Source organism: Streptomyces sp. TLI_146, assembly GCF_002846415.1.
In the GTDB taxonomy this organism is placed as follows: domain Bacteria; phylum Actinomycetota; class Actinomycetes; order Streptomycetales; family Streptomycetaceae; genus Streptomyces.
Window position 1 is genome coordinate 6,054,505 of sequence record NZ_PJMX01000001.1, and the last position, 16,017, is coordinate 6,070,521.

Annotated in this window: 10 protein-coding genes, 1 tRNA gene and 4 pseudogenes; 10 read left to right on the forward strand and 5 right to left on the reverse strand. The window is 67.8% G+C overall.

What is annotated here, in order from left to right; translation table 11 throughout:
* Positions 1–175: 175 nt before the first annotated feature.
* From BX283_RS27220 to BX283_RS27225, 3 genes and pseudogenes are all read right to left on the reverse strand, one after another.
* A complete protein-coding gene (locus BX283_RS27220; RefSeq protein ID WP_306822826.1) occupies positions 176–1,153 on the reverse strand; it encodes a DNA adenine methylase in 978 nt (325 codons plus the stop codon).
* The gene (locus BX283_RS40100; protein WP_143676458.1) at positions 1,051–2,400 is read right to left on the reverse strand and encodes a ParB/Srx family N-terminal domain-containing protein; all 1,350 of its coding nucleotides are present in this window, start codon (positions 2,398–2,400) and stop codon (positions 1,051–1,053) included. Before BX283_RS40100 ends, BX283_RS27220 begins: the two co-directional genes overlap by 103 nt.
* 281 nt (positions 2,401–2,681) lie before the next feature.
* Positions 2,682–2,891 (reverse strand): annotated as a pseudogene (locus BX283_RS27225) (UTRA domain-containing protein); the annotation flags it as partial.
* A 43-nt stretch (positions 2,892–2,934) separates the two neighbouring features.
* Here BX283_RS27225 and BX283_RS27230 point away from each other — a divergent pair.
* The 4 genes and pseudogenes from BX283_RS27230 to BX283_RS27255 form a co-directional block, all read left to right on the forward strand.
* A pseudogene (locus tag BX283_RS27230) lies at positions 2,935–3,774 on the forward strand (FtsK/SpoIIIE domain-containing protein); the annotation flags it as partial.
* Between the two features lie 629 nt (positions 3,775–4,403).
* Positions 4,404–5,761: pseudogene (locus BX283_RS27245) on the forward strand (replication initiator).
* A complete protein-coding gene (locus tag BX283_RS27250) occupies positions 5,751–5,954 on the forward strand; it encodes an AlpA family transcriptional regulator (RefSeq protein ID WP_101392601.1) in 204 nt (67 codons plus the stop codon). Before BX283_RS27245 ends, BX283_RS27250 begins: the two are co-directional and overlap by 11 nt.
* Positions 5,951–7,327 carry a tyrosine-type recombinase/integrase gene (locus tag BX283_RS27255; protein ID WP_101390138.1) on the forward strand — a complete coding sequence of 459 codons (1,377 nt, stop codon included), beginning with the start codon at positions 5,951–5,953 and terminating at the stop codon, positions 7,325–7,327. The genes BX283_RS27250 and BX283_RS27255 overlap by 4 nt, the downstream gene beginning before the upstream one ends.
* Before the next feature lie 71 nt (positions 7,328–7,398).
* Here BX283_RS27255 and BX283_RS40105 read toward each other — a convergent pair whose 3' ends face one another.
* Together BX283_RS40105 and BX283_RS27260 are read right to left on the reverse strand one after the other, a co-directional pair.
* Positions 7,399–7,893 (reverse strand): hypothetical protein, encoded by a 495-nt coding sequence (locus BX283_RS40105; protein ID WP_143676460.1) that lies wholly within the window; start codon positions 7,891–7,893, stop codon positions 7,399–7,401.
* A gap of 484 nt (positions 7,894–8,377) precedes the next feature.
* A tRNA-Arg gene (locus BX283_RS27260) sits at positions 8,378–8,449 on the reverse strand.
* Between the two features lie 156 nt (positions 8,450–8,605).
* Between BX283_RS27260 and BX283_RS27265 the strand changes: the two genes are divergently transcribed.
* From BX283_RS27265 to thrB, 6 genes and pseudogenes are all read left to right on the forward strand, one after another.
* Positions 8,606–9,052, forward strand: coding sequence for a response regulator (locus BX283_RS27265; protein ID WP_180357265.1), 447 nt, complete (start codon positions 8,606–8,608; stop codon positions 9,050–9,052).
* Positions 9,053–9,382: 330 nt separating this feature from the next.
* A pseudogene (gene nrtL, locus BX283_RS27270) lies at positions 9,383–10,542 on the forward strand (ArgS-related anticodon-binding protein NrtL).
* A gap of 45 nt (positions 10,543–10,587) precedes the next feature.
* Positions 10,588–11,979, forward strand: a complete 1,392-nt coding sequence (gene lysA, locus BX283_RS27275; RefSeq protein ID WP_101390140.1) for a diaminopimelate decarboxylase — start codon at positions 10,588–10,590, stop codon at positions 11,977–11,979.
* Positions 11,980–12,110: 131 nt separating this feature from the next.
* Positions 12,111–13,400 carry a homoserine dehydrogenase gene (locus BX283_RS27280; RefSeq protein WP_101392602.1) on the forward strand — a complete coding sequence of 430 codons (1,290 nt, stop codon included), beginning with the start codon at positions 12,111–12,113 and terminating at the stop codon, positions 13,398–13,400.
* Between the two features lie 6 nt (positions 13,401–13,406).
* A complete protein-coding gene (thrC, locus tag BX283_RS27285) occupies positions 13,407–14,465 on the forward strand; it encodes a threonine synthase (protein WP_101390141.1) in 1,059 nt (352 codons plus the stop codon).
* Between the two features lie 229 nt (positions 14,466–14,694).
* Positions 14,695–15,612: a homoserine kinase gene (gene thrB / locus BX283_RS27290; RefSeq protein WP_067163925.1), complete on the forward strand. Its 918-nt coding sequence runs from the start codon at positions 14,695–14,697 to the stop codon at positions 15,610–15,612.
* Positions 15,613–16,017 lie beyond the last annotated feature (405 nt).

Here is a 16,017-nt window from a genome sequence, read left to right on the forward strand (position 1 = left end):
GGGCACTGCCGGGAATATCTCGGGCAGAAGGCGAGTGCTGCCATCGGTCAGGCTCAGCGTGTTCTCTGCGAGGCGGGAGCCTGCCAGTAGTGCCATCATGGCATCGCTCGCCCTGACTCTCTCCTGGTCGTATGCTCGGTACTCGGGGAAATGTACGACGGTCACGTTTGCCCTCTCATACCGTTAGCCAGAGATAGTCGTCTTTGCCGATAACGCCTTCGAATTTCGGAACACGTAGACCTTTGCTGAAAACCGCATACTCGACCCCTAAGTGACGCACCTGCGCACTGTGCGATATTTCGAACTGAATGCACCGGTGATTGGGGTACAGGCTTTCTGTAATCCGGCTCTCGGCGTCGTAGGTCAGAATCCATTTAATGGGACTCGTGGACAAGACCGATGCTAGTTCGTTGTGGTCTTCTGAACTAAGGCTGTCCATGTAGAGACGGTCGCCCTGTACTAGGTATGGCGGGTCTACATACGCTACGACATTCTCACCCAGGTACTCAAGGCTCTGGAGGTGATGCCGGCCATCCTGTTGCGACAAGGAGACGCGGTCTCGATGCGATCCAAGCAGTTCTATACGCTTTGCTAGCGCTTCACGGTTGAAGCGTGCATCTATCTTCCACTTACCTTTCTGCTCGAATCCTCCGATGGGGCGAGCTCGAAGGATTCCCGATCGGTTGCTTCGGTTCAGGAAGAAGGTCGCAAACCCGAGCTCTAGATCGTCTTTTCCTAAAGGCGCAGCGTACGTGTCGGCGGCCATACGCCAACTTTCGATCGTCACCTCGGCGTCGCGTACCATAGCCGCGAATTCGCCGGTCCTGGTAAAAACACACCGCCAGAAGGCGGCGATTCCTGGATCTGCATCATTCAGATGTATGTGATCTACGGTGCCGTCAATGAGAAGTTTAAGTGCAGCGCCAGCGCCTCCACAGAACGGTTCCGAATAGTGAGTTGGTCGGGGATTCTGGGAGTCAATCAGGTGTTTGATATATCCGGCTAGGCGAGCCTTTCCGCCTGGGTAACGGAGAGGGCTAATGTATCTCGTCATTTGGGATTTTCCCCCAAATACTCGTCCAGCTTTAGGAGCATGGGTGTGTAAACCACGCTGAGTGTCGTGATATCCACGATCATGGGTTGGACGTCCCATTGATGCATGAAGCTGTGTAGATTTTTAACAGACAAAGCACCGTCGTTCTGAGACATCCTGCGTGCTTCGTCGAGCTTCCTGTCCGTACTTTCTGGGTCGATATGGCGTAGAGCGACCCCGATTCGATCCCGCAGCTTGTCTTGCCGTCGACGCCAATCCTGCCTTTCTGCTGCCTCTGTCACGGCGATGTCGATGACGGCGCGGATCATGATGGCTGCAACGTTTGGCGACTCGGCGATGACAATTTTCTTCGCCTCGTTCAGGATCTTTGCCGTCCTAGGGCTGATATTCCGCATGACGACATTTTGAAAGACGCGTTTGTCTTGTTGAGGTCTATTGGGTCCCGAGGCTCTTGGGCTGGCGTGTGTGGAGAGTTGACTTTGTGTTTGGGTGGCGGCAGGGGGGCTCGACGTTTTCTGCTTTGGCGTGAAGCGGGGATGAACCAGGCGCTGAGAATTCTGTGGTAGATCATCTTTGATTGCGCCGAGATACTCGCTACGCTGGTCCTTGCTCTTCACCCTAGATACCGAGAGGTGGGTTGCCAAGTCAGAGAACAGACGTCGCACCGAGTTATGCATTGCTTCCGGCTCATACTCGGCCAGGATTCCGTCATCCCGGAAGTCAAACCCCAGGGAATTCCTGACTTTAGGGTCGGAAAGCAGGCGAGCGAGAGTGGTGAGCCGCGTCGAGCGAACAATCTCTATGTCGCGCAACAACTTCTCGTCGAGGCTGTACCACTCCGATACTTGCTGCATAAAGCGCAGGGCTTTTTCGGTAGGGGTTTTCTTCTCTGCGAAACGTGTCTTTTGTTCGGTGGTCCAGGGCTGGATTCCGACACCCTCGTTTTCGCCGGTGTGTCTAAGGGTGATCCAGTGACGTGCTTCTTCCCTGCTCTCCGCCACCACGCAGCGTACGGATTTAGGGTAAGAATGGCGGCGCGCGGAAATTGCAAACATTTGCCGAATGCGAGGATCTTCGACTAAGGATGGATCGGCAAGCGCCTTGAGTGCCGCGATTCTACGGTTCCCCTCGATGATGACTGGATGGTCGTCTTCATAGACTACGACAGGGAATTCGGTGGGATTAACTCCCTTTTGGGCGATGTCTTGAGCCAATCGCAATAGCTTCTCGGGGTCCTTCCCAAGCAGAGCTGCGATGGCTTCGCGTGTCGTTGGTGTCGGCACAGCATGTCGGGGGTTGTTACCGTCCAGTCGTAAGTCCGCCACCGCGAAGTCCCTCTGTTCCATGGGGAGATGATCGCATCGTGGAGCCGCTGCGTGGTAGCGGTCGTCAAAGATCGCTGTGGATGCTCGGTGGAACAACCGGTTGGCGGAACGGGTTTGGCCGGGGGCCTGTCCGGTCTGGGGAGCTGGCCGTGAAGCCGACCGGCCCCATCCGCAGCGTCCCCCTTCTCCGACGTCAGGCCGCTGATCGCTGTGCCCGCGGCACGGGCACCGGTCTTAGCTCCGAGCGGTGAGCGAAGCGAGCCGCCTTGATTAAGTAGAGAAAGTCTGAGCCAGGTGCCGCGTCAGAGCGTGTACGAGAGTTCCAAGTCATCCCCCGGGAGGTGGAACTCCTCCAAGGCGAGCGGCCTGCCCCCGGTCCTCAGCGTCACCCGCAGGATGTGGAGCATTGGCACCCCGTTGGGCAGGCGGAGGGCCTTCGCCTGGTCAGGGAGGGGCATCCGTGTGCGCAGGTACTCCGTGAAGTGGAGTTCGTGACCCAGGTCGGCCAGCGCCGCGTAGAGCTCCGGAGCCGGAGGAGGAGCCTCCTCCTCGTATGTCGTCGTCGGGGCCCTCGAAACGGGGGCTCACTGGTTCATCGACCTGCGGCGGGTGCCGCACTGGCTGATCGTGGGAGCGACCCGCTCCGGTAAGTCCACGCTGATCAACGCACTCGTCGCGGGCCTCGCTCCGCAACCCGTCGCGCTGGTCGGGATCGACTGCAAGGGCGGCATGGAGCTCTCGCTCTACGGGCCCCGGCTCTCCGCCCTCGCGACCAACCGCGCCCAGGCGGTCAAGCTCCTGGCCGCGCTCGTGGACGTGACCCTCGACCGGATGGCGGTCTGCCGTGCGGCACACGTCCGGAACGTGTGGGGCCTGCCGGATGAGCAGCGTCCTGTACCCGTGGTCGTGATCGTCGACGAGATCGCGGAGTTGTTCCTGATCGCGAGCCGGAGCGAGAAGGACGAAGCGCAAGCGGCGGCCACTGCCTTGATCCGCCTGGCCCAACTTGGCGCGGCGCTCGGCGTGTTCCTCATCGTCGCCGGACAGCGTATCGGCTCCGACATGGGACCGGGGGTCACGGCCCTCCGCGCTCAGCTCGCCGGGCGAGTCTGCCACCGGGTCTCAGACCCCGGTACGGCGGAGATGGCGCTGGGGGATCTCAACCCCGACGCCCTCAAAGCGGCTCAGGCCACCACACCCGAACAAGCCGGTACGGCGGTGCTCGCCTCCGGGGACGGCTGGGAGCGTGCTCGCTCCCACCTGGTCTCGGAGGAGGACGCTGAGGCCATCGCGGCCGAGTACGCCCACCTCACCCCCTACATGCCGGAACTCATCGACGCGATGAGCGGGACGACCGCACGTATCGAACGCCTCGACCGCGACGGCAGCGAGTGAGGGGAGAACGCCGTGCTCGTATCCATGTCGGCCGTGGTGCTGCTGGGCCTGCTGATCTGGTTCCTCCTGCGCATCCGCTAGCTGCGGTGGGCCGACTTCTTGATGTGCAGAGCGTTCGGCTTCCTGCTGGCCGACACCGTGGCCGCGCCGGCCGTACAGGCGGTCCTGGTCGGAGTCTCCGGCTTCCTCGGCCAGCTCCACTTCTGATCCACCCCCAGCACGCGTAAGGAGAGGTGAACCATGCCGAAATCCGTCGTCGCTATCCCGCCCGAGGAGCGGCAGTGATCGCCCGGATCAAGGGTTCCCAGCGGGGCGCGAAGTCGCCAAACCCGACCCCGCCGGGGACCCACTCCATCCGCCACGTGAGCAGTGAAAGGAGTACTTATACCTTGTCCATCGCGAGTCATTCGTGCAAATCCCCTCGGCCGCAATGTGAGTTACGGGATGAGGAGCGTCCGCTGCCTCGGCCGTGAGCAGGTCGTCATGGTCGGACTGGACGGAGCTGAGCACCGTCTCTTCCCCGCGCACGCCGCCGCGCTCTGGCTGACCGAGCCGACTCTCCGGTTCAGTGCCAAGACGCCGACGGAAGCGATCGCGGCTGTGATGCGCCAGGCGTTCAGGGGGTCCCGATGAACGCCCCGACGGGGAGCATTGCCGCTCTCCTCGACCGAGCCGCGGAGCCCGGCTTCGACGCATGGCGCCGGAACATCATCCGCCTCGGCGGCTGCACGAACCCCGTCCACCTGGTCGGCAGCGCGACCGTCTTCGACGCGGGGAGCGGGGAAGCGCTGTGGGCGTACGCCTCTGATGTGTACGGCGGGCGCCTGCTGACCTCCTGCGGCAACCGCCGGTCGTCGGTCTGCCCGACCTGCGCACGCCTCTATCAGGCGGATACGTACCAACTTATCCGGGCCGGGCTGGTCGGCGGCAAGGACGTCACCGAGGAGGTGGGTGGGCACCCCCGGGTGTTCGCCACCCTCACCGCTCCCGGCTTCGGGCCGGTCCATACGCGGCGTGAGCGCGACGGCCGGGTACGCGTCTGCCGACCGCGTGGGGCGGGGGAGTCCTGCCCACACGGTCGGCCGGCGGGCTGCCTGCTGCGGCACGGCGATGGTGACGCCCGGCTCGGAGAACCGCTCTGTCCTCGCTGCTATGACTACGCGGGCGCGGTGCTCTGGCAGGCGAACGCCGGACACCTGTGGCATCGCTTCGCCGTGGAGCTCCGGCGTGAACTCGCCCGCCGAGGCGGGCTCTCGCGGGGCGAGCTGGGGGAGTGGGCGCGGCTCTCCTACGCGAAGGTGGCCGAGTACCAGCGTCGCGGTCTGGTCCACTTCCACGCGGTCGTGCGGCTGGACGGCCCGGACGGCCCGGGGACCACCCCGCCGGCTGGGCGTCGACAGGGCTCCTCGCGGAAGCGGTGAGCGCGGCTGCGGGCGCGGTACGTCTCGTTGCGCCTGGCCCGGACGTCGTGGGGCGGCGTGTGCTCCGGTTCGGTCGACAGATCGATGTACGCCACATCGCGGCCTTCGGGGCTGGGGAGTCGCTGACCTCTGCGGCTGTCGCGGCCTACATCGCCAAGTACGCGACGAAGGGCGCCGAGTCGGCCGGCGCAGTGGACGGGCGCATCCGCCGGGCGACCGACCTGGTTCTCCTGCCGGTACGGGCGCACACCCTCCGCATGATCGGTACGTGCTGGTGGCTCGGCGGGCTCCCGCCGTTCGAGCCGCTGGGGCTGCGGCGGTGGGCGCACATGCTGGGGTACGGGGGCCACTTCTCGACCAAGTCGCGGCGCTACTCGACGACGCTGACAGCGTTGCGCACGGCGCGCGCGGATCACCGCGCGGAGGAGCAACGGGCGGCGCTCGGTCTGGGGGAACGGTCCACCGTCACGGTGGGCGCGTGGCGGTACGCCGGGCGCGGCTACTCGCCGGAGGCGGCTCTCATCGCGGCCTCGGTCCGCGAGGGCGGTGGTCCTCATGGCGCGTGAGCGGACTGCCGAACTCCTCACCGTCCGCCAGGTCCTCGACGAGCTGGGCGGGATCTCCCGGCGCACCTTCTACCGCTGGCGCGATCTCCGCATCGCACCCCGCTGCATCCGCCTCCCCAACGGCGAGCTGCGGGTCCGGCGTGACGTGCTCGCGGCCTGGCTGGAGGAGCTGGCGGAGGGGGCCGCCTCGTGAAGTCGTACAAGGTGGTCGTCTGGAAGCTCAGCATCAACAGGTCCGCCAAGAAGCCGACGTACCTGGTGCGCTGGTCAGTGGATGGTGAACCGTTCCACGAGTCGCACAAGACGAAGGGCCTGGCCGACCGCTTCCGCGCGAAGTTGCTGGGGGCCACGGACATGGGTGAGCCGTTCGACACGGTGACGGGGCTTCCCGACTCCTTACGAGGGGGAAAGGCGTCCCTGTCCTTCCTGGAGCTCTCGGTCAAGTACATGGATCACCGGTGGGTGGATGCGTCGGCGAAGCAGCGGGACAGCATGACTGATGCCCTTTCCACGGTCATCCCGTCGTTGGTGAAGCCGCTGAGAGGGAAACCGAGCCCGGAGGAACTGCGGCGGGCATTGCGCTCCTACCTGCTGCCGCCTCCGCGACGGGATCGGGAACAGCCGGAGGAGGTGGCGGCTGCCGGACGCTGGATCGGGAAAGCGTCGCTTCCTGCGCCGGAGCTGCAAGACGTGGCCAGAGCACACGATGTGGTGGCCGCTCTGGAACGGCGGCTCGACGGCAAGCCTGCGGCCACGCAGACCTATCGGCGGCGGCGAGCGGCCGTTTTCAACGCTCTTGAGTACGCAGTCGAGTTGGAGATGTTGACTGCCAATCCGCTCGGTCGTGTGCGGCGCAAGCGCGGGCGCAGAGCCCTTCAGGAAGTCGACCGTCGCGTGGTGGTCAATCCGGGGCAGGCCCGGGAGCTGTTGGCCGCGGTGACCTATGTCGGTGGTTACGAGCGAGCCAGCGGTTGGCGCTTACGGGCGTTCTTCGGATGCCTGTACTACGCGGCGCTGCGGCCGGCAGAGGCGTTGGGCCTCCGGCTGTCCGATTGCACCATTCCGGAAGAGGGCTGGGGCCGCATCGAGGTGGCCGAGACGCGGCCGACCGCGGGGAAGGCGTGGACCGATTCCGGGGAGGCGCACGACCGGCGCGGGCTGAAGCAGCGGGCGGAAGGGGAAGTGCGGGTGGTGCCGAGACCGCCCCCGCTCGTACGAATGCTGCGGGAGCACGTGGAGGTGTTCGGCACGGCCAAGGACGGGCGGCTCTTCAAGAGCGAACGGGGCAACGTCGTTGCGGCGTCCTCGTACTCCCGCGTCTGGAAGCAGACACGGGAGCTGGCACTCCAGCCAACGCAGACGGCATCCGTACTGGCCTCCCGGCCGTACGACCTGCGCCACGCGGGCGTCTCCCAGTGGCTCAACTCCGGCGTACCCGCACCAGAGGTGGCGGCCCGTGCCGGGCACTCCGTGGACGTGCTGCTCAAGATCTATGCCAAGTGCATCGACGGTCAGGAGCAGGAAATGAACGACCAGATCATGGTTGGACTCGGAGAAACAGCCTAACGCTGTGGAATTTGCGACTTGGGGACCGGGGATCAAAACCCGGTCCCCAAGTCATTCATGTGGCGCGCCGATTAGAAGTGCAGAACTGCGTAGATGTCATGGACTACGCCGCCATGGTGTGAGCAGGCTCCTTGTTTGCCGATGGAACTTGATGGCCAGCCATCGGCGCACCCTGTCCCGCTTGGCATGTCGACCCATGCCACCGTCTCCGGGGTATCCAGCACCTGTTGGGCCTGGGAGCGGTCTGACCAGTTGAAACAGGCTTGGTGCTGAAGGATGACCTCCGATGCTTCCCCCAGGTACTTCCTGCGCTGGTTGTATGCAATCAGAATCCACTTGTCCGTAGCGTTTGATTTTGGAATGTATTCGTTGCCAGGCCACGGAGATGAAATCGGGTCACCGATGACAGGAATCTTCTCTAGGTCCGCCTCCTTGACCGCCGCTGCGCGCTGGCTCCGGGGGGCTTTGCATGCTGCCTCGATCGCATCGTGCTGCCATGCGCGCCAGATGCTCCAAGCGATTGCGGCGACGACGAGGCTGAGTATCCCCATCATGATGATCTTCACGGTCTGGACAAGCTGCGCGTCCCGCCGTGCAAGCGCGTCCCGCCGCTCGCGATGCAGCTCGGCAACCCGCTCTCTTTCCGCTGGGGTGGCGTGGTAGCGACATGCTCCGGTTTCCGTCGCTCGGAGTCGGCATGGTGTGCCCTTGGTGGTCGGCCGTCCACACGGGGGTGAGGCCCTTGTGCTCGGCCGGGGTCGGTATCGGCCTGCTGGGCGCCGGGGGCTTCGCGGCATAGGAGCGTTATAGCGAGTGCGAGCTCGGCCGTCTCCGGGTCTCGCAACTGTGGTTGGAGATCGTCCAGTACCTGGGCGGCCGCGGTGGTGGGCACGCGTGCTGACCTGGGGGGAAGGGTTCCAAGGTCATTACGTCGTCATTACGTGATCACTGTCATGCGGCCGCTTCCGGCGGCATCCGACTGCACAAGCAAGAAGACCCCGCACCCAGCGAAGTGGCTGGTGGCGGGGTCTTTAGGCACCTAGTAACAGGTGCCCCCGGCAGGATTCGAACCTGCGCACACGGCTCCGGAGGCCGTTGCTCTATCCCCTGAGCTACGGGGGCGTTCACCGCTTGGCGGCGACGGGTTGAACACTACCAGCTCTCGCGGGGTGGCTGTGAACAGGTATTTCCGGTGGCCGGCGGGGGTGGGGTCCCCCGCAGGGGGCGGAAGTGGGGAAAACCCGGACGCGGCGACGGTCGCGGACCTAACCTCGAGATGTGTCAGGCGTGTCCGGCCGGGTGCTTGTTGTCGACGACAACAAGGTCATCCGGCAGCTGATCAGGGTCAACCTCGAGCTGGAGGGCTTCGAGGTCGTGACCGCGGCCGATGGTGCCGAGTGTCTGGAAGTGGTGCACCGGGTCTGTCCGGATGTCATCACTCTGGACGTCGTGATGCCGCGGCTCGACGGGCTGCGTACGGCCGCGCGGCTGCGGGCCGACGCGCGTACGCGGCATCTGCCGCTCGCGATCATCAGTGCCTGTACGCAGTACGAGGTGGAGAACGGGCTCGCGGCCGGTGTGGACGCGTTCCTGGCCAAGCCCTTCGAGCCGGCCGAGCTGGTCAAGGTCGTACGGCAGCTGATGCACCGGGAGGCTCCGCCGTCCGCCGACGGCAACAGGGAGCCCGGACGAGCCGGTCGGGCGGCCGGTACGAGTCGCGGCTGAGCCGCGTCAGCAGGGGGTATGCCTTTTGGGCCCGCCCCGGTGCGGACCCCTATTCCCGTCAGTCCCTATTCCCGTCAGTCCCTCCGGCCCCGCCGACAGCCACGGGCCGCCCGTACGAGTCGCGGCTGCGGGGGCGGCTGAGGGGTAGGGGAGTACGGCCCTCGCCCCCGGTGGAAGCCACCCGCCCCGAGCACGGGCGCGCCCAGTCCCGCCCGCGCCTCCACCCAGGCCCCGCCGCACACCCATCCCCCCCGCCCCCCCGAAGGCCCCCCCGCCCACATCCCGAAACCGATTACCCGCCCCCACCCCCCTCTCCCATACGCTGTTCCCGTGACCCCCGCAGAGCTCTCCCGTACCGTCGTGCGCGCCGTGCGCAGCGCCGTCGACGAGGGTGGGCTTCGTGTGGTCGTGCCCGAGGACGTCAAGGTCGAGCGGCCTCGGCCGGGTGGGGGCGGGGACTACGCCAGTGCCGTCGCGCTGAAGCTCGCCGCCGCCTCCGGGCTCGCTCCCCGCGCCGTCGCCGAGGCCCTGCGCGGGCACCTCACCGGCGCCCCCGGGGTCGCGCGCGTCGACATCACCGGGCCGGGGTTCCTGAACTTCACCCTCGACCCCGGGCCCGCCGCCCACGACGAGCTCGTACGCCGGGTCCTCGCGCTCGGGCCGCGCTACGGCCACGGCGACTCCCTCAGCGGGCAGCACACCTCCTTCGCCCCCGTCGACGAGCCCCGCGCCCGCGCCGTCACCTCCGTGGTCGTCGAGCTGCTGCGGTCACAGGGCGCCACCGCCGAGATCACCCCGTACGGGAACGAACGACTCCACGTACTCCCGGACCCGGACCCGGAGACCGCACGTGTCGCCGGTCCCGACGCCGCCCGCTGGGCCCACCTCCGCGCCGCCGCCCACGACCGGCCCGCGCTCGCCGCCGAGCTCCTGGCCCAGCGCGACAGCAACCCGTACTTCCGTGTGCGGTACGCGTACACCCGCACCCGCGCCCTCACCCGCAACGCCCACGACCTGGGCTTCACCAGCGCCCCGGGCGCCCTGGAAATCCCCGAAAGCGGCCCCGGCAACCCTGACGCCCCCCACCGTGCCCCCGGCAACCCCGGCGTCCGGGGAGCCACCCACCGCACTCCGGACCACGCCCCCGGCGACCTCGGCCTCCCCGAAACCGCCCCCGGCAACCCCGCCGCCCCAGCAGCCACCCCCCGCACCCCGGACCGCACCCCCGGCCCCACCCCCCTCCACCACCTCCTCACCGACCACCCCGACGTCCTCCTCCGCGCCGCCCGTCTCGCCGCCCCCGACCGGGTCGCCCGGCAGCTCGAAGCCGTGGCCGACGCGCTGCTCGACTTCCAGCACTGTGTGCTGCCGCTCGGGACGAGAAACCCTTGGCCGCCCACCGTGCCCGGCTCGCGCTCGCCGAAGCCGCCGGGGCGGTGCTCGCCGGTGGCCTGTCCCTGTTCGGTATCGACGCCCCTGAATTCCTGTGAACTCGTGACAGCCGTACGAGTCGTGAGAGTTGTGAGAGTGACCGCATGAGCCGTTCCGCACACCCCGCCGGGCCCCGTCACGCCGACGTCCTTCCCGAAGGGCACTACTCGGCCCCGCCCGCCGACCTCAACTTCCTCGACCCGAAGGTCTGGTCGCAGACCGTCGGGCGCAACGCCGACGGGCTCGCGACCGTCGCCGGACTCGATGTCGCCTCGCTCGCCGAGGAGTTCGGGACCCCCGCGTACTTCCTCGACGAAGCCGACTTCCGCTCCCGCTGCCGCGCCTGGGCCGACGCCTTCGGCAAGGATGCTGACGTCTTCTACGCCGGGAAGGCTTTTCTCTCCCGCGCCATCGTCCGGTGGCTCCACGAAGAAGGGCTCAACCTCGACGTCTGCTCCGGCACCGAGCTCGCCACCGCCCTCTCGGCCGGAATGCCCGCCGAGCGCATCGCCTTCCACGGCAACAACAAGTCGGAGGGGGAGATCCGGCGGGCTGTCGAGGTCGGGGTCGGGCGGATTGTTCTGGACTCCTTCCAGGAGATCGTCCGCGTCGCCCACATCGCCCAGAGCCTCGGCAAGCGCCAGCGCGTCCAGATCCGGGTGACCGTCGGCGTCGAGGCGCACACCCATGAGTTCATCGCCACCGCCCACGAAGACCAGAAGTTCGGCATCGCGCTGGCCGGGGGGCAGGCCGCCGAGGCCGTTCGGCGGGCGCTGAAGCTCGACGGGCTGGAGCTCATCGGGATCCACTCCCACATCGGGTCCCAGATCTTCGACATGGCGGGGTTCGAGGTCTCCGCCCGGCGGGTCGTGCAGCTGCTCGCCGACGTGCGCGACGAGCACGGCGTCGAGCTGCCCGAGATCGACCTCGGCGGCGGGCTCGGCATCGCGTACACCTCCGACGACGACCCCCGCGAGCCGCACGAGATCGCCAAGGCGCTCAACGAGATCGTCACCCGCGAGTGCGAGGCCGCCGGGCTGCGTACGCCGCGCATCTCCGTCGAGCCGGGGCGCGCGATCGTCGGGCCCAGCGCCTTCACGCTGTACGAGGTCGGGACCATCAAGCCGCTGGACGGGCTGCGGACCTATGTGAGCGTCGATGGCGGCATGTCCGACAACATCCGGACCGCCCTCTACGACGCCGAGTACTCCGTCTCCCTCGTCTCGCGCACCTCCGACGCCGAGCCGATGCTGGTACGGGTCGTGGGCAAGCACTGCGAGAGCGGCGACATCGTCGTACGGGACGCGTTCCTGCCCGCCGACCTGGCGCCCGGCGACCTCATCGCGGTGCCCGCCACCGGGGCGTACTGCCGCTCCATGGCCAGCAACTACAACCACGCCCTGCGGCCGCCCGTCGTGGCCGTCCGCGACGGCGAGGCGCGCGTCATCGTGCGGCGCGAGACCGAGGAAGATCTCCTGCGGCTCGACGTCGGATGATGAATAAATGAATAGATCGATGAATAAATAGTGGAATATGTGTCTCAGGATCCGGACGGAGGGCAGAAACCTCCGTCCGGTGAGTGAGACTGGTTGGCATTCAAGCTGGTAGAAGGAAACGAGGTCGGATGATGCGTACGCGTCCGCTGAAGGTGGCGCTGCTGGGCTGTGGAGTGGTCGGCTCAGAGGTGGCGCGCATCATGACGACGCACGCCGACGACCTCACGGCGCGCATCGGCGCGCCCGTGGAGCTCGCCGGTGTCGCCGTGCGCCGGCCCTCGAAGGTGCGCGAGGGCATCGACCCCGACCTCGTCACCACCGACGCCACCGCCCTCGTCAAACGCGGCGACATCGACGTCATCATCGAGGTCATCGGCGGCATCGAGCCCGCTCGTACGCTCATCACCACGGCTTTCGAGCACGGCGCCTCCGTCGTCTCCGCCAACAAGGCGCTGCTCGCCCAGGACGGCGCCGCGCTGCACGCCGCCGCCACCGAGCACGGGCGGGACCTGTACTACGAGGCCGCCGTCGCCGGTGCCATCCCGCTGATCCGGCCGCTGCGCGAGTCGCTCGCCGGTGACAAGGTCAACCGGGTGCTCGGCATCGTCAACGGCACGACCAACTTCATCCTCGACAAGATGGACTCCACCGGCGCCGGGTACCAGGAGGCGCTCGACGAGGCCACCGCCCTGGGGTACGCGGAGGCCGACCCGACCGCCGACGTCGAGGGCTTCGACGCCGCCGCCAAGGCCGCCATCCTCGCCGGGATCGCCTTCCACACCCGGGTCCGGCTCGACGACGTGTACCGCGAGGGCATGACCGAGGTCACCGCCGCCGACTTCGCCTCGGCGAAGGAGATGGGCTGCACCATCAAGCTGCTCGCCATCTGCGAGCGTGCCGCCGACGGCGGGTCCGTCACCGCGCGGGTGCACCCGGCGATGATCCCGCTCGACCATCCGCTGGCCTCCGTGCGCGGCGCGTACAACGCCGTCTTCGTCGAGGCCGAGGCCGCCGGACAGCTGATGTTCTACGGGCCCGGCGCGGGCGGCGCGCCGACCGCCTCCGCGGTCCTGGGCGACCTGGTCGCGGTCTGCCGCAACAAGCTCGCCGAGTCCACCGGCCCCGGTGAGTCCGCGTACACCCAGCTGCCCGTGAGCCCCATGGGCGACGTGGTGACGCGCTATCACATCAGCCTCGACGTGGCCGACAAGCCGGGTGTGCTCGCCCAGGTGGCCACCGTCTTCGCCGAGCACGGGGTGAGCATCGACACCGTGCGCCAGCAAGGCAAGGACGGTGAGGCCTCCCTCGTCGTCGTCACCCACCGCGCGGCCGACGCGGCCCTCACCGGGACCGTGGACGTGCTGCGGGGGCTCGACACCGTGCGGGGTGTCGCCAGCATCATGCGTGTTGAAGGGGAGTAACGAGCAATGACCCACCAGTGGCGCGGAATCATCGAGGAGTACCGGGACCGGCTCCCCGTCTCCGCTACGACCCCGGTCGTCACCCTCCGCGAGGGCGGCACGCCGCTCGTGCCCGCGCAGGTGCTCTCCGAGCGCACGGGCTGCGAGGTCCACCTCAAGGTCGAGGGTGCCAACCCGACCGGGTCCTTCAAGGACCGCGGGATGACGATGGCGATCACCCGGGCGAAGGAGGAGGGCGCGAAGGCGGTCATCTGCGCCTCCACCGGCAACACCTCCGCCTCCGCGGCCGCCTACGCGGTACGGGCCGGGATGGTCTGCGCCGTGCTGGTGCCGCAGGGCAAGATCGCGCTCGGCAAGATGGGCCAGGCGCTGGTGCACGGCGCGAGGATCCTCCAGGTGGACGGGAACTTCGACGACTGCCTGACGCTGGCGCGCGGGCTCTCCGACAACTACCCGGTGGCGCTGGTCAATTCGGTCAACCCGGTCCGCATCGAGGGCCAGAAGACCGCCGCGTTCGAGATCGTGGACATGCTCGGCGACGCGCCCGACATCCATGTGCTTCCCGTCGGCAACGCCGGCAACATCACGGCGTACTGGCGCGGTTACCGGGAGTACGCGGCCGACAAGCTGGCCACGCACACCCCCCGGATGTGGGGCTTCCAGGCCTCCGGCTCGGCGCCGATCGTGCGCGGCGAGGTGGTCAAGGACCCGTCGACGATCGCCACCGCGATTCGCATCGGCAACCCCGCGTCCTGGCAGTTCGCGGAGGCCGCGCGCGATGAATCGGGCGGTCTCATCGACGAGGTGACGGACCGTGAGATCCTGCGGGCCTACCGGCTGCTCGCCGCCCAGGAGGGCGTCTTCGTGGAGCCCGCCTCCGCCGCCTCGGTCGCCGGTCTGCTCAAGGCCGCCGAACAGGGTCTGGTCGACCCCGGCCAGAAGATCGTGTGCACGGTCACCGGCAACGGCCTGAAGGACCCGGACTGGGCCGTCGCGGGCGCTCCGCAGCCGGTCACGGTCCCGGTGGACGCGGCGGCCGCGGCCGAGCGCCTCGGTCTGGCGTAGCCAAAACCCGTACAACGCCGTGCAACTCGGCACGTAGGGGCGCAGGGGGCTCGCGACACGCATCGTGCGCCTCCTGTGCGCCCTATGTCGCCACTGAACCTTCCTTCGATAGGCTGTACCCAACCCACCCCGCCGCATATGCCGCGGTGCAGTTGCCCCCGTGGCCGTCGGGTCTTGGGTACCTCTTCGAAAATCTCGCAGCAGTCTCACAAGGAGAGTCATCAGAGCGATGGCCGGTCCCGCATTCCGCGCCGCCGCCGTACGGGTGCGCGTCCCCGCCACCAGTGCCAACCTCGGCCCGGGTTTCGACTCCCTGGGCCTGTCACTGGGGCTGTACGACGACGTGGTCGTCCGCGTCGCCGACTCCGGCCTGCACATCGACATCGCGGGCGAGGGCGCCGAGACGCTGCCCCGCGACGAGAGCCACCTCCTCGTACGGTCGCTGCGCACCGCGTTCGACCTGCTCGGCGGGCAGCCGCGCGGCCTGGAGGTCGTCTGCGCCAACCGCATCCCGCACGGCCGCGGCCTGGGCTCCTCGTCGGCCGCCATCTGCGCCGGCATCGTCGCGGCGCGCGCGGTGACCATAGGCGGCGACGCCCGGCTCGACGACGCGGCGCTCCTTGAGCTGGCCACCGAGATCGAGGGCCACCCGGACAACGTCGCGGCCTGTCTGCTCGGCGGGTTCACGCTCTCCTGGATGGAGGGCGGAGCCGCGCGGGCCATCAGGATGGACCCTGCGGATTCCGTCGTTCCGGTGGTCTTCGTGCCCGGCAAGCCGGTGCTGACGGAGACCGCGCGGGGACTGCTGCCGCGCACCGTCCCGCACGGGGACGCGGCGGCCAACGCCGGGCGTGCGGCACTGCTCGTGGAGGCGCTGACCAGGCGCCCCGAGCTGCTGCTCCCGGCCACCGAGGACCGGCTCCACCAGGAATACCGGGCACCGGCGATGCCCGAGAGTGTGGCGCTGGTCAACCGGCTGCGGGCGGACGGCGTCCCCGCAGTCATCTCCGGCGCGGGGCCCACGGTCCTGGCGCTGGTCGAGGACGGTGCGGCCGACAAGGTCGCACGGCTGGCGGGCGACGGGTGGGCCGCGAACCGGCTCCGCCTCGACGCCTCGGGCGCGAGCGTCCTGCCCCTGGGGTCCTAGGCCATCGCGGTCATAGGGGCGTCAGGGCGGGACGCGCGGCTTGCCGGTGATGAGAGGGGGAATGTTTGTTGGATCCGGTAGTGTTAACCTCAAGTCTGCATCGGTCGTCATTGTGGCGCGGTGCTTCGTGTCCCCTTCAGGGACCGCCTTTCTTCCGGGAGCCTCCCAAACCGCCAGCGCAGCCTGCCTGAGCAGTTTCCGAGCACGCTCCGGAACCGGCACGACACCCCCCGCTTTTCCTCAGGGGGCCGAGTAGGGGAACTCGGGCCGGACCCCACGCACGTTTATCTCTCCGCCGTACGCGGCGGACCACCGCCCCGGCACGGTCAGTGACCCCAGGTCACGGGCCATGTTCGGACAGCACAACCGGTCGCCGAGCCAGACAGGCCGACGTCCGCTCCAGGG

Coding starts and splice junctions, on each gene's coding strand:
- BX283_RS27220 (WP_306822826.1), bottom strand. CDS start 1,153: ATGGGACGTCCAACCCATGATCGTGGATATCACGACACTCAGCGTGGT.
- BX283_RS40100 (WP_143676458.1), bottom strand. CDS start 2,400: ATGGAACAGAGGGACTTCGCGGTGGCGGACTTACGACTGGACGGTAAC.
- BX283_RS27250 (WP_101392601.1), top strand. CDS start 5,751: ATGGCGCGTGAGCGGACTGCCGAACTCCTCACCGTCCGCCAGGTCCTC.
- lysA (WP_101390140.1), top strand. CDS start 10,588: ATGAGCCGTTCCGCACACCCCGCCGGGCCCCGTCACGCCGACGTCCTT.
- BX283_RS27280 (WP_101392602.1), top strand. CDS start 12,111: ATGCGTACGCGTCCGCTGAAGGTGGCGCTGCTGGGCTGTGGAGTGGTC.
- thrC (WP_101390141.1), top strand. CDS start 13,407: ATGACCCACCAGTGGCGCGGAATCATCGAGGAGTACCGGGACCGGCTC.
- thrB (WP_067163925.1), top strand. CDS start 14,695: ATGGCCGGTCCCGCATTCCGCGCCGCCGCCGTACGGGTGCGCGTCCCC.